A 23,986-nucleotide genomic window follows, 5' to 3' on the forward strand; every position below is an offset into this window, starting at 1 on the left:
TAGCCGCATGACACAACGGTTACAGTCGAGACGTGTCAGCTGCCTCACAATGTTTCGAATTGTTGCACGCTGCCGTGAAGCAATGAGTGTGTGTCGCCGGATAACGGCCAGCTTCACCCGTATCGAGACAGCCGGTCCGATAGTCTCGCCAGCAGTCCGACCGTCGATCGACTGGCGCCTGACGCCAACACGTATGTGCATGATGCGGGAATTGTCGTAGTGCTATCCGCGACATCTCAAGTCGTGTCTGCTAACCTGCCACGATGCCTTTTTCCAAACTACGCCTTCCACTGGCCTGGTTGACGGTCGGCGCGACGATGATCGCGCCAGCCATCGTGCCGGCCGCAATGTCTCCGATCCTTGCCGGACTGCTGTTCGCCTGGCTGCTCGCCATCATTTTCTGGGCGGCGTTCGGCGTCGTCCACGAAGCGGAGGAGCTTGCCGAGATAACCGGCGAACCATTCGGTACGCTGATCCTCACCTTGTCGATCGTCATCATCGAGGTCGCGCTGATCTCCGCGGTGATGCTGGGTTCCAAAGCCGTGCCGACGCTGGGCCGGGACACCATGTTCGCGGTCCTCATGATCGTACTCAACGGGGTCGTCGGTCTCGGCCTGCTGGTCGGCGGCCTGCGCCATCATCAGCAAAGCTTCAACCTGCAGGGCGCCAGCGCCTATCTGGCCGTGATCATACCGCTGGCGGTGATCGCGCTGGTGCTGCCCAACTTCACCACGTCCACCGCCGTCGGCACGCTCTCATCCTCGCAATCGGTGCTCTTCTCGCTTCTGACGATCGCGCTCTATGGCTTGTTCCTGTGGCTGCAGACTGGCCGGCACCAGGGTTTCTTCAAGCCCGCGGGAACTGACGCGGTGGTCGAGGATGCCAGCGCCCTGCCGCACCCGGGACGATCGGGCACGCTGATCCGCCACGTCGTGCTGCTGCTCGCCAATATCCTGCCGATCGTCATCCTGTCGAAAAGCCTCGCCAAGTTGCTGGACGCCGGCATCGAAGCGCTGCACGCTCCGATCGCGCTGAGCGGTATCATCATCGCCATGATCGTGTTCACGCCGGAAGGCATCTCCGCCTTGCGCGCGGTCGCCGCAAATCAGCTCACCCGCGCCATCAACCTATGCCTCGGCGCCGCGACATCCACGCTTGGACTGACCGTTCCAGCCGTCCTGCTGATCGGGATCATCGCCGGTCAGCCGGTCGTGCTTGGCCTGTCGTCCGCCAACATGGTCCTGCTCTCGGCTACGCTGGTGCTGAACGGCATTACCTTTTCCGGCAGCCGCACCACCATGCTGGAGGGCGCGGTCCATCTTTCGATGTTCGCCGTCTTCCTGATCCTGGTATTCAGCCCCTGATCGACGCCTGATCGCCTTGTCGGCGGCGCCGTGCATGCAACTCGGCGGCGACAAGCAACGCGTCCAGATCTTCGCGCCCGATGTCGAACGTCTCGTGCATGTCGGCAAGCGCGGCATCCAGATCCTGCGGCAGCAAGCCCACTGCCGCCTGCATCGCGATCGCCTGCTCACCCTCGATCGCCGGTCGATGGGGAAAGGAGTGGCCCGTCGCCCGGTGGAAGAACGTAGCCAGCGAAAGCAGCGCGATCGAATTGAGACCGACCGGCGCGAAGGCGAACAGATATCCGGCCGAGTGGATGTCGTGACTGCCGATCACGGCGGTCAGCGCGGCCGCGCCCCCCGGAGGGTGGAGGCAGCGTAGCAGCGACATCACCAGGATCGCACCACCCACCGCCACCCCTGTGGCGATCGCAAGGTTCGGGATCGACTGGAACGCAGCGACGCCCACCAGGGTAGATAAGACATTCCCACCCAGCACCGACCATGGCCTGGCGAGCGGACTGGCTGGCACGGCAAACACCAGCACCGCCGACGCGCCCAGGGGGGCGACGATGACCGGCAGATCCGCCTTGCCGAGCGGCAACTCGCTGCAAACCACCACCGTCAGGGCAATGCAGACCATAGCCCCCGCGCAAGCTGTCAGGCGATCGCCGATGCGGGCGCCGGCAAGGAGGGGCTTGAACAGACGATCACGCATGCGGAAGGGTCAACTCGGCAACAACGAAAGCTTTACCCATCGAGAATCGGTGCGGGCATGCCTGCCCGGCATCGTGCGTCACCCGCCATCCATGGCCGGCTCGATCGCAAGGATCTCTATCGCATCGGCCTTGTTCGCAAAGGCGACCCGATCACCGACTTCCGCGTCCATGATCGCCCGGCAAAGCGGAGCGGAATACGCCAGCAAACCCGACTGCGGCGCTGCCTCGTCGTCACCGACGATGGTGAAGCTTTGCCGTTTGCCGTTCAGCGCCAGGGTGACGTGCACGCCGAACGCGACGCATGAACCGTCCGGCGGATCCATCAGCCGGGCCGTCGCCAGACGGGTGCGCCAATAGCGCAGCTCTCGTCTGGCAGCCTTGATCTCGGCCTCGTCCGCAAGAGCCGACAGAGCGGCTTCAAGCTCGGCCACCTTCGCGTCGATCAGCGACAACCCGCGGGCGGTGACGATGTTGGGGCCCGGTGGGAGCGGCAACTCGAACTTGGGTTCGAGATGCTCATCATCCCCCTCGCGGCGAAAGGCGACACTCATGGCTGGACTGGATCCTCAAGCGTCGTCACCGGCGGCGTCTCGACCGCCGGAAATGTCGCCTTTTTCCGGGACTATTCGCCCGCTGGTTCCTTTTGAACGGCCTCGGTCTTGCGCGGCTTGCGCGCCTTCTTCTGCGGCGCGGGTTCGGGAGCGGCGACAGCTTCCGGCGTGGGCGCTGCGGCAGCCTTGCGACCAAGGCCAAGCTTCTTGGCGATGTCACGACGACGCTCGCTGTAACCTGGCGCGACCATCGGATAGTCCGGCTTGAGCCCGAACGCTTCGCGATAGCTTTCCGGCGTATAGCCGTGGCCGGCGACGTGCCGCTTCAGGCTGCTGTACGGCTTGCCATCGATCATGCTGATAAGAACATTCGGATCAGCCAGGCTGCGGCGCGCGGTTACTGCCGGCGTCGGCTTTTCCTCTTCCGCCGTAGCGGGCGCTTCCTGTCCAAGACTTGAAAGTGCGGAATACACCGACGTGATCAGCGAGGGAAGTTGGTCACTGGGGACGCTGTTATTGCTCAACATGGCAGTGACGATATCGGACGTCATCTCGAGCAGGTTGTCGTTATCAGCCAATTCAACAATCTCCAGCAAAGGGCAAAACCACGTAAGCGCCGCAATCTCATTCGGCAAGCGTGCTTAACAATCAATCAAGGGCCGTTTTGTTCACATCCGGCACGGCATTGTAGAATGAATCCGCATCGGGCCGGATTATAGATTGCATTGCGCCGGCGATGTTCAATCGAGTTGGGCGGGCGGTTCCGACGGCGAAGTGTCTTTTACTTCCGGTGCCAGGCCCTCGGGCACGAACGGTCGAACGCTTGGCGGCGGCCCCGTCATACCCGCGGGATCACCGGTTCCGCGTCCATGCAACTCATCGATCTCGGCCTGCCGCCGGCTTAGATAGAACGCGCGGGTCGCGGCGTATGGATCGGGCGAATTGGCGTGCAGATCCTTCAGCGTCTTGTCGAATTCGGAACGATGGTCGAGCGCGCCGAGTACGCCGGCCGGCACCGAATACGTCAGGCTGGTGAACGGGCTGCCCACGCCGACCGGCAGGACCAGCCGGTCGATCGCACCGCCGAACAGATCGCGCACGGTTGTCGGACCGACGATCGGCAGGAACAGGAACGGCCCGTTCCGCACGCCATAGTATCCCAGCGTATTGGCAAAGCCGTTGGAGCGTCGGGGCAGACGAAATGGCTTGCGCTTGGCCACGTCGACGAACCCGGCGACGCCGATGGTCGAATTGATCGCGAAACGCCCCGCCGTTTCCACCGCTTTGCCCGGCTTGAGCTGAAGCATGTAGTTCAGGAATACGATCGGCTCGCGAAGATTGTACAGGAAGTTGTGAATGCCCTTGCGCGCGACACGCGGAACGGTTTCCTTGTATGTCCGTGCCGCAGGACCCATCACCGCGTCGTCGACTTTCTGGGTGATCGCGAACGCTTCGGCGTTTACCGCTCGCAGGGGATCGCCCGGCGTGTCCTTGCGCCCGGCGACGACGATATCGCCTGTCCGCGTATTCTCGCCCGGCGGCACCGCTACCGGCGATACCGGCACCGAGGGGGCATTCGGCTCTGTCGGCAGCGGCGGGAGCACGATGGTCGGCGGTGGCGCGGGAACGCGCGACGGATCTTGGGCCAGCGGCTCCGACGAAGAAGCCGGTACGGACGATGCAAGGCTCGCGGCGCCGACCCAAGCGTGCGTCGTCTGCGGCGGCTCCAGCGGTCCGACCGCAAGCAGCACCGCACTCGTCAAAATCAACATCAGCGCCCATCATCCTGTTGGCCGCGCTTCTTCCCCTCGAATTGCGGCAGATCGCGACATGCCCGTTTACGACTTTGTAGGACAGAAGATTCGCGATCGGTGACGCCATGCGATGGAGGTTCTCGACAAGCGGCGATGACGACCCTGCGCGCCGCGCCGTTGAGCGGCGGCCCGTGTGCAATCAAGCAAAAATACCAATGACATGGTTCAACCGTGCCATTGCGGGCAAGGCACCTGATCCCGACGAAAGGGTGTCGAGCCACAGCCGGGTTCGCTCCAGGGATCCAGACAATGCCGCAATCGTCCGAGCAGTATCTGGAGCAGGCGGAACGGCACCGTACCAACGCGGCATTGGCGATCAGCGGGCATGATCGCGACGGCCAGCTGCAACTTGCCGCGATCTACGAGGCGCGTGCGAACTTCATCGAACAGATCGCACGAAACACCGTGCCGGCTTCACGCCTGGAGCATGCGCAGACACCATAGGGGGCAAGCCCTGCCTGCAACGCGGGAAAACCCAAGGCGGGCCTATGTCATGCATCGCCGTCCAGCCCGCTCCATCGGTACACGACGTAGCTGACCAGCCAGCAGGCGATGAACAGGCCGATGATCAGGAAACCCAGCGTATTGAACTGGGCCGACAACACGCCTGCCTGGGTCCATACGCCGCCGGTAAGGCCCAGCTTTTCACCCAGCAACGCCACCGTCTGGATCGAGCCGATCACCAATGCCACCAGCGCCGAAATCGCGGTGATGGTCAGGTTGTAGTACAGCTTGCGGATCGGCTTGACGAAGGCCCACTCGTACGCGCCCAGCATGATGACGCCATCCATCGTGTCGACCAGCGCCATCCCCACCGCGAACAGCGCCGGGAACACGAGGACCGTGCCCAATGATACGCCATCGGCGGCATGCGCGCCGGACAGACCCAGAATCGCGACTTCGGTCGCGGTGTCGAAGCCCAGGCCGAAGAGGAACCCCAGCGGCGCCATGTGCCAGCTGCGACGGACCAGCCGGAACAACGGTCGCAGCACGCGTGCGATCACCCCGCCGCCCGCCAGCAGCATGTCGAGATCCTCTTGCGTGTGCGAGCCTCCTTTCCGCACATGCTGGAAACGCGTCCACAGACCGCGCAGGATCGCCAGGTTCATGATGGCGATGGCGAACAGGAAGCCCGCCGACACGATCGTCGCGATCACGCCCCCTTTCGCACCGATCGCCTCGAAGTCGGTCAGGGTGGTAGCGGCCAGCGCGATGGTGGTCGCCGCGATCAGGACGATCGCCGAGTGACCGATGGCGAACCACAGCCCCACCGTGATCGGTCGCTGGCCATCCTGCATCAGCTTGCGCGTGACGTTGTCGATAGCGGCGATATGGTCGGCGTCCACCGCATGACGCAGCCCCAGGCTCCAGGCGAGCAGCGCAGTGCCCAGCATCAGCGTGTTGCCGTGGAACGCGCTCAGCGCCCAGCCCCACGCCAACAGGTTCGCGCCGACCAGCAGCACGAACAGCACGGTGACGCGTCCGCGCAAGGTCATGGTCGCCGGCGTCATGCCCAAGCCCATATCGAAGCGACTGCCCGGCCCGCATCGCTCGCGACCGGCCTTACCTGCGCCTGTTGCATATCCCTGTCCAACCCCGTCGGCGTCAGCGATCCTGGCAAGGGGCCTCCGTGCGAACGGCCGGATCGTGCGTACCGAACGGACGCCAGTCAGCGCCCGGCACACCGATGCCGGTGCGGCCCCCGCCGCACGTTGCGTCGCTCAGACGGAGTCATTTTCCGTGCCTTGGCCAACCCCTGGACCACGGCAAGAGCGACCAGACGCCGGCAGGTCTCCTGGCTCACGGGTCAAGGCTTGATGCATGGCCTTCCCAGGCCTCGCATGTCGCAGCGTCCGGCCCAGTGGCTGCCGGCGTGCCGTCTTGGCCGCCAGCGTATGCATCGCGCTCACCGCTTACAGTTGCAGGGACAGCCGCGGAGTTGAAAGGAAAACCCTTCCGCACCGCATTCCCTATTAAGCCCCTTTCGGGACACCGGCGCGATCTTGCCCTGCCGATTTCGCGACCGGGCCACTCATCCTTATGCGGGCGCAAGGGACCGCGCAAGGGACGACGCGCGCAACTCCCGCCTTGCCCCGGCGGCTCGGTGCCGGTATCGCCCGATTGTCCCCAAGGTGGCCTGCCATCGTGGGGACGTAGATCGCGCCGGTGCCTCGCAAGAGGCTTAAACGGGAATGCGGTGAGAGGGGCCGGGCTCCTCAACTCCGTGGCTGTCCCTGCAACTGTAAGCGGCGAGCGCGATGCACATCGTCTTTCCCCAGACCGGGAAAGGCAGCCACTGGGCCGGACGCTGCGACATGCGAGGCCTGGGAAGGCGTGCATCGTGTGACGACCCGCAAGCCAGGAGACCTGCCGGCGTCTGGTCGCTCTTGCCGTGGTCCAGGGGTTGGCCAAGGCACGGATGAACTTTCCGTCTGAGCGACGACATGCAACGCGGCCCGGGGCCGCAGCGGCATGGTCGCGCCGGGTGCTTTCGCGCCTGCCCGCCCGCGCGTGCCGCCCGTCGAGCCATGCCACTGCGCAAGCTCGGCCTGCCCCGTGTCGCGCAACGTCGCCGGCGCGCAAGGATGATCGTCTTGAGCAAAGTACCCACCACCGTCATCACCGGCTTCCTGGGAGCCGGAAAGACCACGCTGATCCGCCACCTGCTGACCCATGCGGGCGGCCGTCGCCTGGCGCTGATCATCAACGAATTCGGCGATGTCGGCGTCGACGGCGAACTGGTCCGGGGCTGCAACGACGACGCCTGTCCCGAGGACGACATCGTCGAACTGGCCAACGGCTGCATCTGCTGCACCGTCGCGGATGATTTCCTGCCGACGATGATGAAGCTGCTCGACCGGCCCAATCCGCCCGAGCACATCATCATCGAGACCTCGGGCCTCGCCCTGCCCAAGCCGCTGGTCAAGGCGTTCCAGTGGCCGGACATCCGCACCCGTTCCACCGTCGACGGCGTGATCGCGCTGATCGATGCAGACGCGGTCGCCGCCGGTCGTTTCGCCACGGACGAGGTGGCGCTCGCCGCCGCCCGCGCCGCCGATCCAAACCTCGATCACGATAGCCCGCTCGAGGAACTGTTCGAAGAGCAGCTGGGCTGCGCCGACATGGTCGTGCTCAACAAGACCGATCTGGTCGACGCAGCGGCGCTGGCCCGGGTGGAAGCGCAAGTCGCCGCCGAGATCCGCCCCGGCGTCAAGATCGTCCGCGCGGATCACGGCGCCGTCGATATCGCCGCCCTGCTGGGCATCACCGCCGCCGCCGAGGACGATCTTGACTCGCGTCCCTCGCATATCGACGGACTGGACGACGACCACGATCACGACGACTTCGACAGCTTCGTCCTGTCCGGCGCCGAAGTGGCGGACCTCGACGCGCTGGTCGCGACGATGGGCACGCTGATCGCGCGGCACGACGTGCTGCGCATCAAGGGCATGGTCGCCGTCGCCGGCAAGTCGAGCCGCCTGGTGGTGCAGGCGGTCGGCCCGCGCATCCAGCACTTCTACGACCGCGCCTGGGCGCCTGCCGAGCAACGCCGCACGCAGCTGGTGGTGATCGGGCAAAAGGGCCTCGACCGCGAAGCGATCGAAGCGGGCCTTGCCGGCCTGCTCGGAGCCGTCACCGCCTGATGCACCTGCTGTCCGCCACCCCCGGCACGATCTCCAACGGCGAGGAGGCGATCGATCTCGACCAGTCACCTGGCGATATCGTGATCCTGACGGTCGCGGACAGCGAGCTGGCCTGCTTCGCCAAGGCTGCGGCCACGCTCGCCCAAGCCGAGCCGGGCGCGCCGAGCGTGCGCCTTGCCAACCTGCTGCAGCTCAAGCACCCCTACTCGGTCGACCTGTACGTCGAGAAGGTGATCGCGCACGCAAAGTTCGTCTGCGTCGTGCTGCTGGGGGGCAAGAGCTACTGGCCCTACGGTATCGACGAGATCGCCGGCCTCGCGCGCACCAAGGGGATCGCCTTCGCCGCGCTGGCCGAGGGGCGAGAGATCGACCCGGCGCTCGATCTGGCCGGCACTCTGCCCGAGCCGGTAGTGGGCCGCCTGCGCGAATACATGCGACAAGGGGGTATCGCGAACGCGCTGGCGTTCCTGCGCACCGCCGCGCGCGCGATCGGTCGCGATTGCGGCGCGCCCGACGATCCGGTGCCGGTGGCCGACGCCGGGCTTTACATCGCCGGGCTCGACCGCCCCGGCCTTGCCGATCTGAAAGCGCGCTGGAAGCCGGGTGCGCCGGTCGCCGTGCTGGTGTTCTACCGCGCGCTGATGATCGCGGCCACGCTGGAGGCCATCGATGCGATGGTCGCAGCGCTGGGGGAACGTGGCTTCAACGTCGCACCGGTCTATGTCCGGGCCTTGCGCGAGCCGTTCGTGCTCGAGTGGCTGGGCAGCTTCATCGCCGAAGTAGCGCCCGACGTGATCGTCAACGCCACCAGTTTCGCGGCCTCGTCCTCATCCGAGCCACGCAATCCCGGCGTGCTCGAACGCGGCGATTGCCCGATCCTGCAAGTGGCGTTCGCCGGGGTCGAGGAAGCCGACTGGCGCGCCGCCGCTAGAGGCCTGGGGCCGCGCGACCTGGCGATGAACGTCGCCCTGCCCGAGATCGACGGTCGCGTGTTCACCCGCGCCGTCGCATTCAAGGCGGCGCAGCGGTTCGACGAAGTGACGCAGTGCGGCATCGTCGTGCCACGGGTCGCGCCCGATCGCGTCGCCTTCGTCGCCGATCTCGCCGCCGGGTGGGCCCGATTGCGACGGACCCCCGCCGCGACGCGCCGGGTGGCGCTGGTCCTGGCCAACTATCCCAACCGCGATGGCCGCATCGGCAACGGCGTCGGCCTCGATACCCCGGCCAGCGCTGCCTCGATCCTGGCGAGCCTGCGCGCTGCGGGCTACGACGTCGGCGATGCCCCGCTGGACGGCGCCGCGCTCATGCAACGGATGACGGGTGGGGTGACCAATGCCCCGGCTTCGCGCGACCGACCGGGCGAGATCGCGCTGCCGCTGGAGGACTATCGCGCAGCCTTCGCCGCAATCCCGCTTGCCGCGCGCGATGCCATGCTTGCGCGCTGGGGAGAGCCGCAGGACGATCCGTTCATCCGCGACGGCACGTTCCGCTTGCCCGTACACCGCTTCGGCAACGTCGTGGTCGCGGTGCAGCCGGCGCGCGGTTACAACGTCGATCCCAAGGCGACGTACCATGACCCCGCGCTGCCGCCACCGCACGGTTACCTGGCGTTCCACGTCTGGCTGAACCGGCACTTCGCCACGCATGCGGTCGTGCATGTCGGCAAGCACGGCAATCTCGAATGGCTGCCCGGCAAAGCCCTGTCGCTGTCCGCCGAATGCTTTCCCGAGATCTGCGCGGGCCCGGTGCCCCAGCTTTATCCCTTCATCGTCAACGATCCCGGCGAAGGCAGCCAGGCCAAGCGGCGCATATCCGCCGTGGTGATCGACCACCTGACCCCGCCGCTTACCCGCGCGGAAAGCTACGGACCGCTCAAGCAGCTCGAAGCGCTGGTGGATGAATACTACCTCGCCGCCGGTATGGATCCGCGCCGTTTGGACCGCCTGCGCCGCGACATCATCGATCTGGCGCGAAGCCAAGGGCTGGACAAGGACGCCGGTGCCAGCGGGGACGGCGACGATGCGCTGTCCGCGATCGACAACTACCTTTGCGAGTTGAAGGAGATGCAGATCCGCGACGGGCTGCACATCTTCGGCCGCTCGCCCACCGGTCGGCTGGAGCGCGATCTGCTGGTCGCCCTCGCCCGGACCCCGCGCGGCTATGATCGGCCCGGGCAGGCCTCGCTGCTGCGGGCGATGGCGGAGGATCTCGGGTTCGGGTTCGACCCGCTGGACTGCCGGATGGCCGATCCGTGCGACGGTGCGCGGCCCGCGCTGTTGCAGGCCGTGTCCGACGATCCCTGGCGTACCCTGGGCGACACGGTGGAGCGGCTCGAACTGCTCGCCGCCGCCTTGGTCGAAGGCACGGTGCACCACGCCATCGGTGAGCGCACGGCGGCCGTCATGGCCGAGATCGCTTCCAATCTTGCGCCCCGCGTTGCGCAGTGCGGCCAAGCCGAAAGTACCGCGCTGCTCGCCGGTCTCGATGGCCGCTTCATCATGCCCGGTCCTTCGGGCGCTCCGACCCGGGGACGACCCGACGTGCTGCCGACGGGACGCAACTTCTACTCCGTCGATACCCGCGCGATCCCGACCGCCGTGGCCTGGGATCTGGGCTCGCGCTCGGCGCAACTGCTGGTCGACGACTATCTTCAGCGCGAGGGCGAATATCCGCAGGCGATGGCCCTGTCGGCATGGGGCACCGCCAACATGCGCACCGGTGGCGACGACATCGCGCAGGCTCTCGCGCTGATGGGCGTGCGGCCGCGCTGGGAATGGAGCTCGGGGCGTGTCACCGGGTTCGAGGTCATCACCCTGGCCGAACTCGGCCGCCCGCGCGTGGACGTGACCTTGCGGGTGTCGGGCTTCTTTCGCGATGCGTTTCCCGAACAGATGAACCTGATCGACAGCGCCGCGCGCACGATCATGGCGCTGGAGGAAACCGACGAGGACAATCCCGCCGCCGCGCGGCATCGCGCCGAGACCGCCGACCTGCTCGACCGGGGCGAGAGCGCCGAAACCGCCGCGCGCCGCGCCGGCAACCGCGTGTTCGGGTCGAAGCCCGGCGCATACGGCGCCGGCCTGCAGGCGATGATCGACGAAAAGCTGTGGCACGAACGCGCCGATCTGGCCCAGATCTATCTCGACTGGGGCAGCTACGCCTATGGCGCCGGGGTCGAGGGCGAGGCCGAGCGTGACCTGTTCGCGGCGCGCCTGTCGCAAGTGGACGCCGTGGTCCAGAATCAGGACAACCGCGAGCACGACCTGCTCGACAGCGACGACTACTATCAGTTCGAAGGCGGCATCGCCGCAGCGGTCGAACACCTGAAGGGCGCCGCGCCGCTGTCCTACCACAACGACCACAGCCGCCCCGAACGCCCGGTCGTGCGCACGCTGGAGGACGAGATCGGCCGCGTCGTGCGTGCGCGTGTCACCAATCCCAAGTGGATCGCCGGCGTCATGCGTCACGGCTACAAGGGCGCGTTCGAGATCGCCGCATCGGTCGACTATCTCTTCGCCTTCGCTGCCACCACCCACGCGGTAAAGGACCACCACTTCGACATGGTCTACGCCGCCTTCATCGAGGACGAGGCGGTGCGCGCGTTCATGGCAGAGGCCAATCCCGCCGCCTTGCGCGAAACCGCTGCACGCCTTGCCGAAGCGCTCGAACGCGGGCTGTGGCGCCCCAGATCCAACAGCGCGGGCGTAGTGCTCGCCTCCCTAGCAACGCAATTGGCAGGACAAGACCATGGTTGAACGTACCGACGAACGCCACGCCGAAAAGATGAAGAAGAAGCAGGCCGCGCACGACCGGATCGTGGCCGGCAAGACGATCGAAAAAGGCCTGCTGATCGTCCACACCGGCAAGGGCAAGGGCAAGACCACCGCCGCGCTCGGCATGGTCCTGCGCGCGATCGGCCACGGCAAGAAGGTGGGCGTGGTGCAGTTTGTCAAAGGCGCCTGGGAAACCGGCGAAAAGGTCGTGTTCGACGCCTTCCCCGAGCAAGTCGAGTTCAAGCCGATGGGCGAAGGCTTCACCTGGGACACGCAGGATCGCACCCGCGACATCGCCACCGCCCGCGCCGCCTGGGAAGAGGTCAAGCGGATGATCGCCGATCCCGCCTATGCCATGGTGTTGGCCGATGAACTGAACATCGTCCTGCGCTACGACTACCTGCCGCTGGACGAAGTGCTGGCGGTGCTAGAGGCCAAGGACGAGATGAAGCACGTCGTCGTCACCGGCCGCAACGCGCCCGAAGCCCTGATCGAGATGGCGGACCTCGTCACCGAGATGACTATGGTCAAGCACCCCTTCCGCGAGCAGGGCGTAAAGGCACAAGCGGGCGTCGAATACTGACGATGGCGCCGCATTTCGGTCCGGAGTTTCGCGATGACCTCGCCACGCTGCTGGCGTGGCGGCGCGACGTGCGCCACTTCCGTGCCGATCCGGTATCCGAGGATCTGGTGATCGCCCTGCTGAAGACAGCGCAGACCGCACCATCGGTGGGCAATTCGCAGCCATGGCGGTTCGTTCGCGTGCGCTCGAGCGAACTGCGCGAGGCGTTGAGCGTCCATGTCGAGGCGGAGCGCGCACGCGCGGGAAAAGCTTTCTCCGATGCCGACCGCCGCGCCGCTTACACGGCGCTGAAACTGCACGGTCTCGATCATGCGCCCGAGATCATCGCGGTCTTCTGCGACGATGCCACGCAGGTCGGCTTTGGTCTTGGCGCAGCGACGATGCCGCAGACCCGCATCTGGTCGGTCGTGCTGGCGATCCACACGTTATGGCTTGCCGCGCGCGCGCAAGGTTTGGGGCTCGGCTGGGTTTCGATCGCCGATCCCGAGACGGTCACCCAAATGATCGACGTCCCGCCGGAATGGCGGTTCGTCGCGCTGCTTTGCCTTGGATACCCCCTGGCCCCCGACATCGTTCCGGAACTGGAACGCGCCGGGTGGCAGGATCGCACCGACTGGCACGACAACATCTGCTCGCGCTGATCGCGTCTGTGCGCGAGCCCCTGCCTAGAGAGCGGCGCTCGATCGATAGGGCGCCTCTGCCGAGCCGTGGGTCCACTGGACCATCTTGGACCGCCCGATTTCCATCTGCGCCTCGGCACCGAGCAGGCGCTGCTGGGTGGTGGACGCGTGCATCGCCTCCATCTGCAACCCGGCAAGTATCACGGCGGTTTCGCCGCTTTGCACTGTCAGCGTGGTCTGCGAATTGGATGGCTTCATACCGTTGCGCGCCATGGCCGTTTCGACCGTGTAGGTGCCGGGCTGCACCTCTGCCATGACGAACTGGTTCATGCGCACCTGGCCGGAGGCCACGCCCTCGATCATCACTTTCATGCCGGCCAACCCGCCCATGAAGCCGCGACGCACGACATAGATCCGGGCGGTTCCCGGCGTCGCCGTGAGCTTTCGCGCATCCGCCAACGCCGCCGCCGAAGCCGGTTTTCCGACCTTGTTTCCGGAAAGCGACCAGACGATCAATCCGATGACCCCGAGGAAGAACAATCCGAAGATCAGGAAGGCCGCTCCGCCCGACAGCGATTGTCCAAGCATCGGTCCCAGCAGCGCCCCGACCACCGCGCCGACGACGATCAACACTATCCACTTGGTATTGTCCGGTCTCACTTTCTTGCTCCCCCTGTTTCAAGCCACCCGTTTGCAGGTGCAAACAAAAGCCATGAACTCGCGAGCGCCGGTTTCGCTGCCGAAACGCCGATTTGCCATCACGGCCTTTCCCGCACTTATTTCCACCGATTGTTTGCATCGCGGGGGCGATGCGCTAAGTCGCTCCCGATGACGGATCTACAAGCAGACGAAACTTTGATGCGACTGGCGCCTGACGAATGAGTTGGATCACCAAGGTGCGCAATTCGCTTGCGGCGCTGGGCAAGCGCGACACGCCCGACCATCTCTGGACCAAATGCCCGGGTTGTGACGACATGGTCTTCACCGCCGCGTGGGAGCAGAACCTCTCGGTTTGCCCAAGCTGCGGGCACCACGGCCGGATCGGCGCGACGGACCGCTTCGCCCAGCTTCTCGATGAGGGCTACACGGTCCTCCCCGCCGTCACGGTCGCGGAAAACCCACTGAACTTCCGCGACAGCAAGAAGTACGTTGATCGCCTCAAGGCCGCGCGGGCCGCTAACCCTTATCCCGATGCGTTGACCGCCGCTCGCGGCACGATCGCGGGTCAACCGGTCGTGCTGGGCGTGCAGGACTTCGCTTTCATGGGCGGATCGATGGGCATGGCGGTGGGCGAGGCCTTCGTCCGGGCCGCCGAACGCGCCATCGCGGATCGCTGTGCGCTGGTGATGTGCACCGCCGCTGGCGGCGCGCGCATGCAGGAGGGCATCCTGTCGTTGATGCAGATGCCCCGCACGACGGTTGCGCTCAACCGATTGTCACGCATGCGCCTTCCTTACATCGTCGTCCTGACAGATCCGACCACGGGCGGCGTCACCGCCAGCTATGCCATGCTGGGCGATGTGCACCTTGCCGAGCCGGGCGCGCTCATCGGCTTTGCCGGCCAACGCGTGATCCGCGACACCATCCGAGAGAACCTGCCCGATGGTTTCCAGCGCGCCGAATATCTCTTTGATCACGGCATGGTCGACCAGGTCGTTCCCCGCCCCGAGTTGAAGGCGACGTTGGGGCGGCTGCTTGATTACCTCACCCGAAAGGACGTAGCGTGAATATCGATAGCGCCCTCGTGCGCGAACTCGCCGAATTGCTGGCTGCTACCGGCCTGACCGAGATCGAGGTCGAAGATGGCGAACGCAAGATCCGCGTCGTCCGTCAGCCGGCACCTGTCGTCGCGAGCGTGCCCATGCAGGCTCCCGCCGCTCCAAGTGCCGCCTCTTCCGCAGCTTCGACATCGGCAACGCCGCCGGCGGTGGAAACTGCTGCGATGGCGGATGCGCTCAAGTCTCCGATGGTCGGCACCGTCTATCTCGCGTCGGAACCCGGCGCGGCCGACTTCGTCAGCGTCGGCCAGAGCGTCAAGGCCGGCGACGTACTCGTGATCATCGAGGCGATGAAGGTGATGAACCAGATCACCGCCACCAAGTCCGGCACGGTGCAGGCGATCCTGGTGCAAAACGGCCAACCGGTCGAATACGATCAACCGCTGCTCGTGATCGCCTGACACCATGCCAGCTGTAGCAATGCCATCGATAGACAAGCCGATACGGCGCCTGCTGATCGCCAACCGGGGCGAGATCGCGCTGCGCGTTCATCGCGCCGCGCGCGAGATGGGGATCGAGACGGTCGCGGTACACTCGACCGCCGATGCCGATGCCATGCACGTCCGTCTGGCCGATCATGCGGTGTGCATCGGCCCGCCCGCGGCCAAGGACAGCTATCTCAACATGGCCGCCATCATCGCCGCGGCCGAGATCACCCGCGCCGACGCCATTCATCCGGGCTACGGCTTCCTCTCGGAAAACGCCCAGTTCGCCGAGATCGTCGAGGCGCATGGGCTGATCTGGGTGGGCCCCAAGCCCGAGCATATCCGCACCATGGGCGACAAGGTGGAGGCCAAGCGCACGGCCGGCGCCCTTGGCCTGCCGCTGGTGCCGGGCTCCGACGGAGCGATCGAGGATGTTGCCGAAGCGAAAGCGCTGGCCGATCGGATCGGCTACCCGGTGCTGATCAAGGCAGCATCCGGCGGCGGCGGACGGGGCATGAAAGTGGTCCAGCATGCCGAGGAACTGGAAAGCCAGGTGGGCCAGGCCCGCTCCGAGGCGAAAGCCGCGTTCGGCGACGCTACCGTCTACATGGAAAAGTACCTCGGCAATCCGCGCCACATCGAGTTCCAGATCTTCGGCGACGGCAAGGGTGAGGCGATTCATCTGGGCGAGCGCGACTGCTCGCTCCAGCGCCGCCACCAGAAGGTGCTGGAGGAGGCGCCCTCCCCCGTCATCACGCCTGCCGAGCGTGAGCGCATGGGCGGGATCGTCGCCAAGGCCATGGCGGACATGGCCTATCGCGGCGCCGGCACGATCGAGTTCCTGTGGGAAGCCGGCGCGTTCTACTTCATCGAAATGAATACCCGCCTGCAGGTTGAGCATCCGGTGACCGAGGCGATCACCGGCCTGGATCTCGTACGCGAACAGATCCGGGTGGCGGAAGGCCATCCGTTGTCGGTCCGCCAGGAAGACCTGCAGTTTCGCGGCCATGCCATCGAATGCCGCATCAATGCCGAAGATGCGTGGACGTTCGCCCCTTCGCCGGGACTGGTGGCGAACTATCACGCAGCCGGGGGCCTGAACGTGCGCGTCGATTCTGGCCTCTACGCCGGCTATCGCGTGCCGCCGTATTACGACTCGATGATCGCCAAGCTGATCGTCTCGGGCCGCACGCGCGAAGGCTGCATCATGCGCCTCAAGCGCGCGCTTGAGGAAATGGTGATCGATGGGGTCAAGACGTCGATCCCGCTGCATCAGGCGTTGATGGATCAGCCCGATTTCCGCACTGGCGACTACACGATCAAGTGGCTTGAGGAATGGCTGGCCGAACGCGCCGGAGACGCCGCGTGATCGGCTTCCTCGATTTCGAAAAGCCCATCGCCGAACTCGAAGCGCGCATCGCGGAACTGCGCAGCACCGCTCAGGCCGGGCAGATCGATCTGGCGGCAGAAATCGCCAAGCTTGAGAAGAAGGCGGCAGCCTTGCTCAAGACCACGTACGCCAAGCTGTCGCCGTGGCAGAAGACACAAGTGGCCCGTCATCCGCAGCGGCCGCATTTTCTCGACTATGTGCGGCTGATGTTCGACGACTTCATGCCCCTTGGCGGCGATCGCCGCTTCGGTGAGGATCAGGCGATCCTGGGCGGTCCGGCGCGACTGCACGGGCGCAAGGTCATGCTGATCGGCCATGAAAAAGGTCACGATACGGCGACGCGGCTGAAGCACAATTTCGGGATGGGCAAGCCCGAGGGATACCGCAAGGCGATCCGCCTGATGGAGATGGCCGGAAAGTTCGGCCTGCCCGTGGTGACGCTGGTCGATACCGCCGGCGCCTTCCCCGGTGTCGAGGCCGAAGAACGCGGCCAATCCGAAGCGATCGCGCGCTCGACGCAAGCGTGCCTGTCGCTCCGCGTGCCGATGGTATCCGCGATCGTGGGCGAAGGCGGCTCGGGCGGCGCGGTTGCGCTCGCCGGCGCCGAACGCGTCCTCATGCTGGAGCACTCGGTCTATTCGGTGATCTCTCCCGAAGGCGCCTCGTCGATCCTGTGGCGCACGCCCGACAAGGCCGCGGATGCCGCCGATGCGATGAAAGTGACGGCGCAAGACCTGCTCGGCCTGGGAGTGATCGACCTGATCGTGCCGGAACCGCTGGGCGGTGCGCATCGCGACCCTACCGCAATGGCTGCGACGCTGGGCGCTGAAATCGATCGGCAATTGGACGCTCTGGGACAGATTTCGGCCCAAGACGCGATCCAGCGCCGCGAAGAACGGTTCCTCGCCATCGGTCGGGGCCTGCGCGCGGCGGGCTGACCGCTCGCGGTGCTTTTACCCGCCTCCTTCCATGCGACCCGGTTTGGTTCCCGGTCGCATGGAGGACGATGGGTCATATTGCCGATCGATGCGGGTTTGCCGATCCATCCTTGCTTGAAGCAGGCCGTCGGGCTCTGTGTCGAGGAAGGTGTGAACAATGACCGATACCGCCGTGATGGCCCGCCAGCGCGAGATCGCTGCCGAGCATGTGCTGTTCAAGCTCATCGAATATGTCGAGCAGCGCCAGCCGGGATTGCTGGACTTCATCGAAGCCAGCCTCGACCACCTTGGCGATCCGGCGCACGACGACACCAAGGACGACGAAGCCGTGCGCGGCATCGCGCGGCGGATGGTGGCCGGCGCTCGCCATGAGCCTCGGGGATGAAGACCTTGGCCGGCAGCGCATCCCACGATTCCGCGTCCTCGGTACCCTCGCTGCCTGGCAAACTGGGTTACCTTGGGCTTTTGCCCCAATTGGCCGTGGTCATCGTGCTGGCGTCGGGATCGACATACTGGCGCTTTGCCGCGCTCGCGCTTGGCTACGCGTATGCGGCGCTGATATTCAGCTTTCTGGGCGGCATGTGGTGGGGGCTGGCTGTACGCGATGCGCAGCGAGCGCCCGCATGGATATGGCTCGCGGCTATTTCGCCCTCGCTGATCGCGCTTGCTACATTCCTGCCGTGGACGTTCGGAGCCGAGTGGCCCGGCCCCTCTCTGATCGTACTGGGTGCATGCCTGATCCTGAGCCTTATCGTGGACCGCCAATTGACGCGCGACCACTTTGCGCCGCCCTGGTGGATGGGTTTGCGTGTCCCGCTCTCCATCGGCCTGGGTATTCTCACGATAACCACCGCCGTCCTGCACTGACGCTGACTGCTCCGGTCGCGCAGAAAAAAGGGGCCAGCCTGATGGCCGACCCCATGAAAGTTGGGAGAGGATGCCTGAAAGGCCCCGCACCTATGCTTTCGCACCTGTCATGCGGCAAGCGCGAAAAAGCGGGTGTACCGTGCGAATTTTAGCAACACAGGCTCATCATGCAGCAATAATGCCGCTTCTTGTCGTGTTGCCGACATTGCGATCGACGAACTCTGAACCTTCACGACAAAAGGCGCCCCGCTTTTCGCGAGGCGCCTTTCGTTTGTGCTTTCAAGGATGGAGCCGAGGCTCCTGCCCTTGAAGCTGGCCGATTAGCGAACCGACTTGCGAGTCACGAGGTTCACGATCGCCAGCAGGATCACGGCGCCGAGCAGCGAAACCAGCAATGCGCTGAGGCTGAAGTCGCCGTTCATGATGTTGCCGCCACCGATCAGCGGGTTCAACAGGAAGCCAGCGAGGACGGCGCCGACAATGCCCACGACGATATTCAGGAAAATGCCCTGCTGAGCGTCGCGACGCATGATGATGCTGGCAAGCCAGCCCAAGATTCCACCGACTACGATTGCGAGAATAAGCGTCATGGCAAGGCTCCCTTTGATACAGTGAGCCTAGAAGCCGCCAATTCACCTTTGGTTCCGTGTATCGCCGTATCTTGTCGCATTGTTCACGCACTTCTTGCGATCGAAACCAGCCTGCACGACAATACCGGGCCTGATTAAGAGCAACGGTGCGCGACTATGCGCGACAAGGAACGTCACGAGGATAAGGGCGTTCATGAGCTTGAAAATTCACGCTGGCCACCTCCGGGATCGCGCGATCCGACTTATGCTATGCAAGAAGCTAGCGCGGGCCGCGCAGCGAACGTAAGTAATAAAGGATTCAAGTCATGTCACAGACGACCGAAGCGACGCCGACCCTTGCCGAAGCCGAAACCACCGGATTGAAGGTGAGAACGCGTGACGGCGATAGCCTGGGGCATATAAAGGCCTTGATGGTCGACAAACTCACCGGCCAATCGACCTATGCGGTACTGAGCCTCGGCGGCTTCCTGGGTATGAACAAGAGCTACTATCCGGTACCATTCACGCTATTGGGCTACGATGGCGGTAACGACGACTATGTCGTGACGATCGACCGTCGCGTGTTGGAAGGCGGGCCGAGCTGGGCGAACAATGCTCCTGAATTCAATCAGGCCTATGCCGATCGCGTATCGAGCTATTATGGTACCGAACCGACCAAGATTGGCTGAAGCCTGAAACCATACTGCCCGGCACCAATCGCGCCGGGAGCATATCGAGAGGAATGAAGTATGCGCAAATCCACGATCATCGCCCTGACCATTGCGGCATCGCTCGGCTTGTCGGCTTGCTCCGAGAAGACGCAGGACAATGCGGCCAAGACGGCTGACTCGGTCGGCGACGATGTGAAGTCCGTCGGAGCCGTCGCCAACGATGTCGCCGAAGATAGCGCCAAGGCTGTCGGCGACGCTGCAAAGGACACTTCGAAGGCGATCGGCAAAGCCGCCGACAAGGCTGCTGCCTCCACCGACGAGTTGGGTCGCAAAGCTGAGAACGAGCGTGCCAAGATCGAAGCCGACGCGCACAACGAGTCCGTGACCGAAGCCAAGAAGGACTGATCGATCCATCCCGCGTTCGCGATGCCCCCCAAAGCCAAAGCCACGTCGAACAGACGATGGCAGCGGGAGAGAGGGACATCGCGGGCGTATGGCCTGATGCCTGATCTACACGATTGCCTGATCTGACCGCCGCCTGTCGAATGTGATCGCAGGGCGTACGCACGGCGATCACTGCCCTTGCTTTGCCACACGGTTTTCGTAAGCATTGACGATGCAAATCGAACAGGAAACCGTCGCGGAACTGGTCCGCGTCTACGAAACCGCCGTCGCCACGTTGAAAGCCGACATCGCAGCGTTCATCAAGGACGGCACTCTGCCGCCTGCACAGCGCCGCGCCGATCGCCTGTGGTGCTATCCCGAACTGCGCATCGTCTATGCCGGTCAGGATCATGGTAACGTCACGTCGCGTGCGTTCGGGCGTCTGCCAGAGCGTGGTACATACCTGACCACCGTCACCCGACCGCACTTGTTCGCAGCCTATCTGACCGAGCAATTGACGCTTTTGCAGCGCGAGTACGTGATCGAGGTCAGCGTCACCCGCTCTGCCCAGGAGATCCCGTTCCCCTACGTTCTGGACGGCGTCGCCGTCGGCAGCGTCACGCCGCAGGAACTGGCCGCGCATTTCCCCTCGACCGAGCTGGCGATGATCGGCGACGAGATCGCCGACGCCATCGATCGTAACGCCCCCGGCGACCCGCTCCCACTGGCTTTGTTCGACGGTTTGCGCACCGATTTCAGCCTCGCACGCCTTGCCCACTACACCGGCACCAGCGTGGAGCATTGCCAGCAGTACATCCTGTTCACCAACTATCATCGCTATGTCGACGAGTTCGTGGACTGGGCCGGCCAGCAGATCGGCAAGGACGGCTATGTCGCGCTGTCGGGCGCTGGCGGGCTCTATCTCGACGCGCCGGTCGACAACGCGCGGGGGCGCCTGTCGGACACCGCGTGGCGACGCCACCAGATGCCAGCTTACCACCTCATTCGCGAGGACCGCTCCGGCATCACGCTGGTCAACATCGGCGTCGGGCCCTCCAACGCCAAGACCATCACCGATCACCTTGCGGTGCTGCGCCCCGAAGCATGGCTGATGATCGGCCACTGCGGAGGCTTGCGAGAATCGCAGCGGATCGGTGACTATGTGCTGGCCCATGCCTACTTGCGTGACGATCACGTGCTGGATCACGTACTGCCGCCCGAGATCCCGCTACCGGCCATCGCCGAGGTCCAGCAGGCGATCGCCCAGGCGGCCGAGATGGTCAGCGGCGCGGGCGGCGCCGACCTGAAAAAACGCATGCGCACCGGCACCATCGTCACCACCGATGATCGCAACTGGGAACTGCGCTATTCCCATTCCGCCCGCCGCTTCAGCCAGAGCCGGGCCATCGGCATCGACATGGAAAGCGCCACGATCAGCGCCCAGGGCTTTCGCTTCCGGGTGCCCTACGGCACGCTTCTCTGCGTCTCGGACAAGCCGCTGCATGGCGAGCTGAAGCTGCCGGGGCAGGCCAACCGCTTTTACGAAGAGGCGATCGGCGCGCATCTGGAGATCGGGGTGCGCACTTGCGAATTGCTGCGCGAGCAAGGCACCCGCCTTCATTCGCGCAAGTTGCGCGCGTTCATCGAGCCCCCGTTCCGATAAGGCACACGCTGCCGCAAGGCTTGACCATCGTCACACTTGCGTCACAGGACTGCGCCAACGCGCATCGGAGTGTTAGAGAATTCGCCAGATTGCTGCCCTGCCCTATCGCACAGACAACTCCGTCGAGGGGATCCGCGTCCTGCTGGTCACCTCGCGTGGCACCCGCCGGTGGGTAATCCCCAAGGGCAACGCCATGCCCGGTATGAGCGACTATGCCGCAGCCGCGGTCGAAGCGGAGGAAGAAGCTGGCGTTACCGGCTGGGTCTGTCCCACGCCGATCGGCTCCTATCGATATCGCAAACGGCGCAGCAACGGATCGTCGCTGATGGCCGATGTCGAGGTCTTTCCCCTGGCGGTGAAGCAGGAACTGCCAAGCTGGAAGGAGAGCGCCGAGCGAGAACGACGCTGGTTCAGCCTGTCCGAAGCTGCTGACAACGTCAACGAGCCGGACTTGCGCGATCTTATCCGCTCGTTCGCCGCCACGGAATTTCGCGCCGCTGTGGCGCGCACCACCATGCTGGGCACGATGGCCCAGAAAACAGGGATGAGTTCGATGTTTGGCTGGTTTCAGAAGCTGCTGCCCCAGAAGGCGAACTTCTTCGACTTGTTCGAGGCGCATGTGGCAACGGTTGTCGCCGGCGCCGATGCACTCGCCCGCCTGTTCTCCGAAAGCCGGGGCCGGCGTGACCATATCCGCGAGATCAACGAGCGCGAGCACGATGCCGACGATATCATCCGCGAGGTTCTGCATCTGGTCCGGCGCACGTTCCTGACGCCGTTCGATCGGAGTGCGATCACCAAGCTGGTCAGCTCGATGGACGATTCGATCGACCTGATGCAGTCGGCGGCGTCGGCCATCGATCTCTACGACTTCAGCGATTTCGATCAGGAGATGCGCGACATCGTTGCCCTGATCGTCGACAGCAGCCGCGTGCTGAGCGAAGCCGTGCCCCTGCTTCGCGACGTCGCGAACAACGGCAAGCGTCTTCACGAACTGACCGAACGGCTCGTGCGCATGGAAGGCCATGCCGACGAGATCCACCGCAGCGGCCTCAAGCACGCGTTCCAGACATTCGGAACGGTCGATCCGATGGGCTTCATCGTACGACGCGAGATCTTCAACCACCTGGAACGGATCACCGACGCTCTCGAGGACGTCGCCAACGAGATCGACGGCATCGTCATCGATCACGCCTGAGCGAGCCCGCACCATGCACGAACTCGCATTCCCGTTGTTGGTCGGCCTGATCCTTGTCGCGCTGGCGTTCGACTATCTGAACGGCCTTCACGATGCCGCCAACTCGATCGCTACCGTCGTCGCCACCCGGCTGCTGAGCCCCGGTGTCGCGGTCCTGTTCGCCGCGTTCTTCAACTTCGCCGCATATTTCCTGACGCTCGCGTTTCCCAGCCTGCACAAGGTTGCCGAGACGATCGGCGGCGGCCTGATCGAAAAGGATCTGATCACCCCGGCGGTCATCTTCGGCGCCTTGATCGGCGCGATGTTCTGGAATGTGGTGACATGGCTGAAGGGCATTCCTTCATCGAGCAGCCATGCGCTGGTGGGCGGACTGATCGGTGCCGGCGTCGCGCATGCCGGGCTCCACGGCGTCCAATGGTCCGGCCTGAACAAGACGCTGATCGCCATCGTCCTGTCGCCGATGCTCGGTATGGGGATCGCGATGCTGCTGATGCTGCTGACCAGCTGGCTGTTCACCCGCGCGACCAACCGCACCGCCGACAAGAGCTTTCGCGCGCTGCACCTGATGTCCTCGGCGGCCTATTCGCTCAGCCACGGGCTCAACGATGCGCAAAAGACGATGGGGATCATCACGGTCCTGCTCTATTCGACCGGGTACTACAGCGGCGCATTCGAGGTTCCGCACTGGGTGGCCATCTGCTGCTACGTCGCGATCGCCATGGGCACGATGACCGGCGGATGGAAGATCATCGAGACGATGGGCAGCCGCATCACCAAGCTGTCCCAGCATCAGGGTTTCTGCGCCTCGATGTCGGGATCGATCGTCGTCTTCACGGCCTCGTTGATGGGCATCCCGGTTTCGACCACCCACACGATCACCGGCTGCGTGATCGGCGCCGGCGTCTCCCGTCGCGCCTCGGCCGTCCGCTGGGGCGTGGCACAAAGCGTGGTGATGGCGTGGCTCATCACCATCCCGGCCTCTGCTGCCGTCGGCGCCATCTTCTACCTGCTCACGGTCCCGTTCGGGGGCTAGCGCGATGCGGTCAAGGACTGCCC

The 23,986-nt window shown here is 64.8% G+C and carries 24 protein-coding genes and 2 riboswitches; of the genes, 17 read left to right on the forward strand and 7 right to left on the reverse strand.

Annotated elements, in window-relative coordinates:
* The first annotated feature begins 263 nt into the window (after positions 1–263).
* The gene (locus tag ACXJ1Z_RS04365; protein ID WP_463779821.1) at positions 264–1,364 is read left to right on the forward strand and encodes a calcium:cation antiporter; all 1,101 of its coding nucleotides are present in this window, start codon (positions 264–266) and stop codon (positions 1,362–1,364) included.
* Here ACXJ1Z_RS04365 and ACXJ1Z_RS04370 read toward each other — a convergent pair.
* The 4 genes from ACXJ1Z_RS04370 to ACXJ1Z_RS04385 all read right to left on the reverse strand — a co-directional run bounded on the left by ACXJ1Z_RS04370 (position 1,354) and on the right by ACXJ1Z_RS04385 (position 4,385).
* Entirely contained in the window at positions 1,354–2,061 is a 708-nt protein-coding gene (locus tag ACXJ1Z_RS04370) for an HPP family protein (RefSeq protein ID WP_463779823.1), read from the reverse strand. The two genes, ACXJ1Z_RS04365 and ACXJ1Z_RS04370, sit on opposite strands and share 11 nt — an antisense overlap.
* A gap of 78 nt (positions 2,062–2,139) precedes the next feature.
* Entirely contained in the window at positions 2,140–2,613 is a 474-nt protein-coding gene (locus ACXJ1Z_RS04375) for a GreA/GreB family elongation factor (RefSeq protein ID WP_463779824.1), read from the reverse strand.
* Positions 2,614–2,684: 71 nt separating this feature from the next.
* Positions 2,685–3,191 (reverse strand): Ros/MucR family transcriptional regulator, encoded by a 507-nt coding sequence (locus ACXJ1Z_RS04380; protein WP_463779826.1) that lies wholly within the window; start codon positions 3,189–3,191, stop codon positions 2,685–2,687.
* Positions 3,192–3,353: 162 nt separating this feature from the next.
* On the reverse strand, positions 3,354–4,385 hold the full coding sequence (locus ACXJ1Z_RS04385) for an MlaA family lipoprotein (RefSeq protein ID WP_463779827.1): 1,032 nt from the start codon (positions 4,383–4,385) through the stop codon (positions 3,354–3,356).
* A 291-nt stretch (positions 4,386–4,676) separates the two neighbouring features.
* Here ACXJ1Z_RS04385 and ACXJ1Z_RS04390 point away from each other — a divergent pair, with 291 nt between their 5' ends.
* On the forward strand, positions 4,677–4,871 hold the full coding sequence (locus ACXJ1Z_RS04390) for a hypothetical protein (protein ID WP_463779828.1): 195 nt from the start codon (positions 4,677–4,679) through the stop codon (positions 4,869–4,871).
* A 47-nt stretch (positions 4,872–4,918) separates the two neighbouring features.
* On the opposite strand, the gene ACXJ1Z_RS04395 is transcribed toward ACXJ1Z_RS04390, so the two are convergent.
* Positions 4,919–5,938 (reverse strand): HoxN/HupN/NixA family nickel/cobalt transporter, encoded by a 1,020-nt coding sequence (locus tag ACXJ1Z_RS04395; RefSeq protein WP_463779830.1) that lies wholly within the window; start codon positions 5,936–5,938, stop codon positions 4,919–4,921.
* A gap of 257 nt (positions 5,939–6,195) precedes the next feature.
* Positions 6,196–6,439: riboswitch (cobalamin riboswitch) on the reverse strand.
* Positions 6,440–6,574: 135 nt separating this feature from the next.
* Positions 6,575–6,816, forward strand: a riboswitch (cobalamin riboswitch).
* Between the two features lie 205 nt (positions 6,817–7,021).
* Between ACXJ1Z_RS04395 and cobW the strand changes: the two genes are divergently transcribed.
* Genes cobW through bluB form a run of 4 tightly spaced genes read left to right on the forward strand, consistent with a single transcriptional unit; the run spans position 7,022 to position 13,068 of the window.
* Positions 7,022–8,071 (forward strand): cobalamin biosynthesis protein CobW, encoded by a 1,050-nt coding sequence (gene cobW / locus ACXJ1Z_RS04400; RefSeq protein WP_463779832.1) that lies wholly within the window; start codon positions 7,022–7,024, stop codon positions 8,069–8,071.
* Positions 8,071–11,826, forward strand: a complete 3,756-nt coding sequence (gene cobN, locus ACXJ1Z_RS04405; protein ID WP_463779833.1) for a cobaltochelatase subunit CobN — start codon at positions 8,071–8,073, stop codon at positions 11,824–11,826. Before cobW ends, cobN begins: the two co-directional genes overlap by 1 nt.
* The gene (gene cobO, locus ACXJ1Z_RS04410) at positions 11,819–12,427 is read left to right on the forward strand and encodes a cob(I)yrinic acid a,c-diamide adenosyltransferase (RefSeq protein ID WP_463779835.1); all 609 of its coding nucleotides are present in this window, start codon (positions 11,819–11,821) and stop codon (positions 12,425–12,427) included. The genes cobN and cobO overlap by 8 nt, the downstream gene beginning before the upstream one ends.
* A gap of 2 nt (positions 12,428–12,429) precedes the next feature.
* On the forward strand, positions 12,430–13,068 hold the full coding sequence (gene bluB / locus ACXJ1Z_RS04415) for a 5,6-dimethylbenzimidazole synthase (RefSeq protein WP_463779837.1): 639 nt from the start codon (positions 12,430–12,432) through the stop codon (positions 13,066–13,068).
* A gap of 24 nt (positions 13,069–13,092) precedes the next feature.
* On the opposite strand, the gene ACXJ1Z_RS04420 is transcribed toward bluB, so the two are convergent.
* On the reverse strand, positions 13,093–13,707 hold the full coding sequence (locus ACXJ1Z_RS04420; protein ID WP_463779840.1) for a DUF2846 domain-containing protein: 615 nt from the start codon (positions 13,705–13,707) through the stop codon (positions 13,093–13,095).
* Positions 13,708–13,925: 218 nt separating this feature from the next.
* Here ACXJ1Z_RS04420 and accD point away from each other — a divergent pair, with 218 nt between their 5' ends.
* From accD to ACXJ1Z_RS04450, 6 genes are all read left to right on the forward strand, one after another.
* The gene (accD, locus tag ACXJ1Z_RS04425) at positions 13,926–14,774 is read left to right on the forward strand and encodes an acetyl-CoA carboxylase, carboxyltransferase subunit beta (protein WP_463779841.1); all 849 of its coding nucleotides are present in this window, start codon (positions 13,926–13,928) and stop codon (positions 14,772–14,774) included.
* The gene (gene accB / locus ACXJ1Z_RS04430) at positions 14,771–15,226 is read left to right on the forward strand and encodes an acetyl-CoA carboxylase biotin carboxyl carrier protein (RefSeq protein ID WP_463779844.1); all 456 of its coding nucleotides are present in this window, start codon (positions 14,771–14,773) and stop codon (positions 15,224–15,226) included. The genes accD and accB overlap by 4 nt, the downstream gene beginning before the upstream one ends.
* 19 nt (positions 15,227–15,245) lie before the next feature.
* Positions 15,246–16,619 (forward strand): acetyl-CoA carboxylase biotin carboxylase subunit, encoded by a 1,374-nt coding sequence (gene accC, locus ACXJ1Z_RS04435; RefSeq protein ID WP_463779845.1) that lies wholly within the window; start codon positions 15,246–15,248, stop codon positions 16,617–16,619.
* Positions 16,616–17,578, forward strand: a complete 963-nt coding sequence (locus ACXJ1Z_RS04440) for an acetyl-CoA carboxylase carboxyltransferase subunit alpha (RefSeq protein ID WP_463779847.1) — start codon at positions 16,616–16,618, stop codon at positions 17,576–17,578. Before accC ends, ACXJ1Z_RS04440 begins: the two co-directional genes overlap by 4 nt.
* A gap of 157 nt (positions 17,579–17,735) precedes the next feature.
* Complete coding sequence (locus ACXJ1Z_RS04445) at positions 17,736–17,963, forward strand: hypothetical protein (RefSeq protein ID WP_463779850.1); 228 nt, start codon at positions 17,736–17,738, stop codon at positions 17,961–17,963.
* On the forward strand, positions 17,960–18,445 hold the full coding sequence (locus ACXJ1Z_RS04450; protein WP_463779851.1) for a DUF3429 domain-containing protein: 486 nt from the start codon (positions 17,960–17,962) through the stop codon (positions 18,443–18,445). Before ACXJ1Z_RS04445 ends, ACXJ1Z_RS04450 begins: the two co-directional genes overlap by 4 nt.
* Before the next feature lie 320 nt (positions 18,446–18,765).
* On the opposite strand, the gene ACXJ1Z_RS04455 is transcribed toward ACXJ1Z_RS04450, so the two are convergent.
* Positions 18,766–19,035: a GlsB/YeaQ/YmgE family stress response membrane protein gene (locus tag ACXJ1Z_RS04455; RefSeq protein WP_463779852.1), complete on the reverse strand. Its 270-nt coding sequence runs from the start codon at positions 19,033–19,035 to the stop codon at positions 18,766–18,768.
* 305 nt (positions 19,036–19,340) lie between these two features.
* On the opposite strand from ACXJ1Z_RS04455, the gene ACXJ1Z_RS04460 reads away from it, so the two are divergent.
* From ACXJ1Z_RS04460 to ACXJ1Z_RS04480, 5 genes are all read left to right on the forward strand, one after another.
* Positions 19,341–19,703, forward strand: a complete 363-nt coding sequence (locus tag ACXJ1Z_RS04460) for a PRC-barrel domain-containing protein (protein ID WP_463779854.1) — start codon at positions 19,341–19,343, stop codon at positions 19,701–19,703.
* A 60-nt stretch (positions 19,704–19,763) separates the two neighbouring features.
* Complete coding sequence (locus ACXJ1Z_RS04465; protein WP_463779855.1) at positions 19,764–20,090, forward strand: hypothetical protein; 327 nt, start codon at positions 19,764–19,766, stop codon at positions 20,088–20,090.
* A 211-nt stretch (positions 20,091–20,301) separates the two neighbouring features.
* On the forward strand, positions 20,302–21,732 hold the full coding sequence (locus ACXJ1Z_RS04470; RefSeq protein ID WP_463779856.1) for an AMP nucleosidase: 1,431 nt from the start codon (positions 20,302–20,304) through the stop codon (positions 21,730–21,732).
* 79 nt (positions 21,733–21,811) lie between these two features.
* Entirely contained in the window at positions 21,812–22,930 is a 1,119-nt protein-coding gene (locus tag ACXJ1Z_RS04475) for a DUF47 family protein (RefSeq protein ID WP_463781167.1), read from the forward strand.
* A 13-nt stretch (positions 22,931–22,943) separates the two neighbouring features.
* Positions 22,944–23,963 (forward strand): inorganic phosphate transporter, encoded by a 1,020-nt coding sequence (locus ACXJ1Z_RS04480; RefSeq protein ID WP_463779858.1) that lies wholly within the window; start codon positions 22,944–22,946, stop codon positions 23,961–23,963.
* Positions 23,964–23,986: the final 23 nt, after the last annotated feature.

The organism is Novosphingobium sp. TK46, from assembly GCF_055361525.1.

What these genes read in the sequence shown, in the direction of transcription:
- ACXJ1Z_RS04365 (WP_463779821.1), top strand. Translation starts at nt 264, where the DNA reads ATGCCTTTTTCCAAACTACGCCTTCCACTGGCCTGGTTGACGGTCGGC.
- ACXJ1Z_RS04370 (WP_463779823.1), bottom strand. Translation starts at nt 2,061, where the DNA reads ATGCGTGATCGTCTGTTCAAGCCCCTCCTTGCCGGCGCCCGCATCGGC.
- ACXJ1Z_RS04375 (WP_463779824.1), bottom strand. Translation starts at nt 2,613, where the DNA reads ATGAGTGTCGCCTTTCGCCGCGAGGGGGATGATGAGCATCTCGAACCC.
- ACXJ1Z_RS04385 (WP_463779827.1), bottom strand. Translation starts at nt 4,385, where the DNA reads ATGTTGATTTTGACGAGTGCGGTGCTGCTTGCGGTCGGACCGCTGGAG.
- ACXJ1Z_RS04390 (WP_463779828.1), top strand. Translation starts at nt 4,677, where the DNA reads ATGCCGCAATCGTCCGAGCAGTATCTGGAGCAGGCGGAACGGCACCGT.
- ACXJ1Z_RS04395 (WP_463779830.1), bottom strand. Translation starts at nt 5,938, where the DNA reads ATGACGCCGGCGACCATGACCTTGCGCGGACGCGTCACCGTGCTGTTC.
- cobN (WP_463779833.1), top strand. Translation starts at nt 8,071, where the DNA reads ATGCACCTGCTGTCCGCCACCCCCGGCACGATCTCCAACGGCGAGGAG.
- cobO (WP_463779835.1), top strand. Translation starts at nt 11,819, where the DNA reads ATGGTTGAACGTACCGACGAACGCCACGCCGAAAAGATGAAGAAGAAG.
- bluB (WP_463779837.1), top strand. Translation starts at nt 12,430, where the DNA reads ATGGCGCCGCATTTCGGTCCGGAGTTTCGCGATGACCTCGCCACGCTG.
- accD (WP_463779841.1), top strand. Translation starts at nt 13,926, where the DNA reads ATGAGTTGGATCACCAAGGTGCGCAATTCGCTTGCGGCGCTGGGCAAG.
- accC (WP_463779845.1), top strand. Translation starts at nt 15,246, where the DNA reads ATGCCATCGATAGACAAGCCGATACGGCGCCTGCTGATCGCCAACCGG.
- ACXJ1Z_RS04445 (WP_463779850.1), top strand. Translation starts at nt 17,736, where the DNA reads ATGACCGATACCGCCGTGATGGCCCGCCAGCGCGAGATCGCTGCCGAG.
- ACXJ1Z_RS04450 (WP_463779851.1), top strand. Translation starts at nt 17,960, where the DNA reads ATGAAGACCTTGGCCGGCAGCGCATCCCACGATTCCGCGTCCTCGGTA.
- ACXJ1Z_RS04455 (WP_463779852.1), bottom strand. Translation starts at nt 19,035, where the DNA reads ATGACGCTTATTCTCGCAATCGTAGTCGGTGGAATCTTGGGCTGGCTT.
- ACXJ1Z_RS04460 (WP_463779854.1), top strand. Translation starts at nt 19,341, where the DNA reads ATGTCACAGACGACCGAAGCGACGCCGACCCTTGCCGAAGCCGAAACC.
- ACXJ1Z_RS04465 (WP_463779855.1), top strand. Translation starts at nt 19,764, where the DNA reads ATGCGCAAATCCACGATCATCGCCCTGACCATTGCGGCATCGCTCGGC.
- ACXJ1Z_RS04470 (WP_463779856.1), top strand. Translation starts at nt 20,302, where the DNA reads ATGCAAATCGAACAGGAAACCGTCGCGGAACTGGTCCGCGTCTACGAA.
- ACXJ1Z_RS04480 (WP_463779858.1), top strand. Translation starts at nt 22,944, where the DNA reads ATGCACGAACTCGCATTCCCGTTGTTGGTCGGCCTGATCCTTGTCGCG.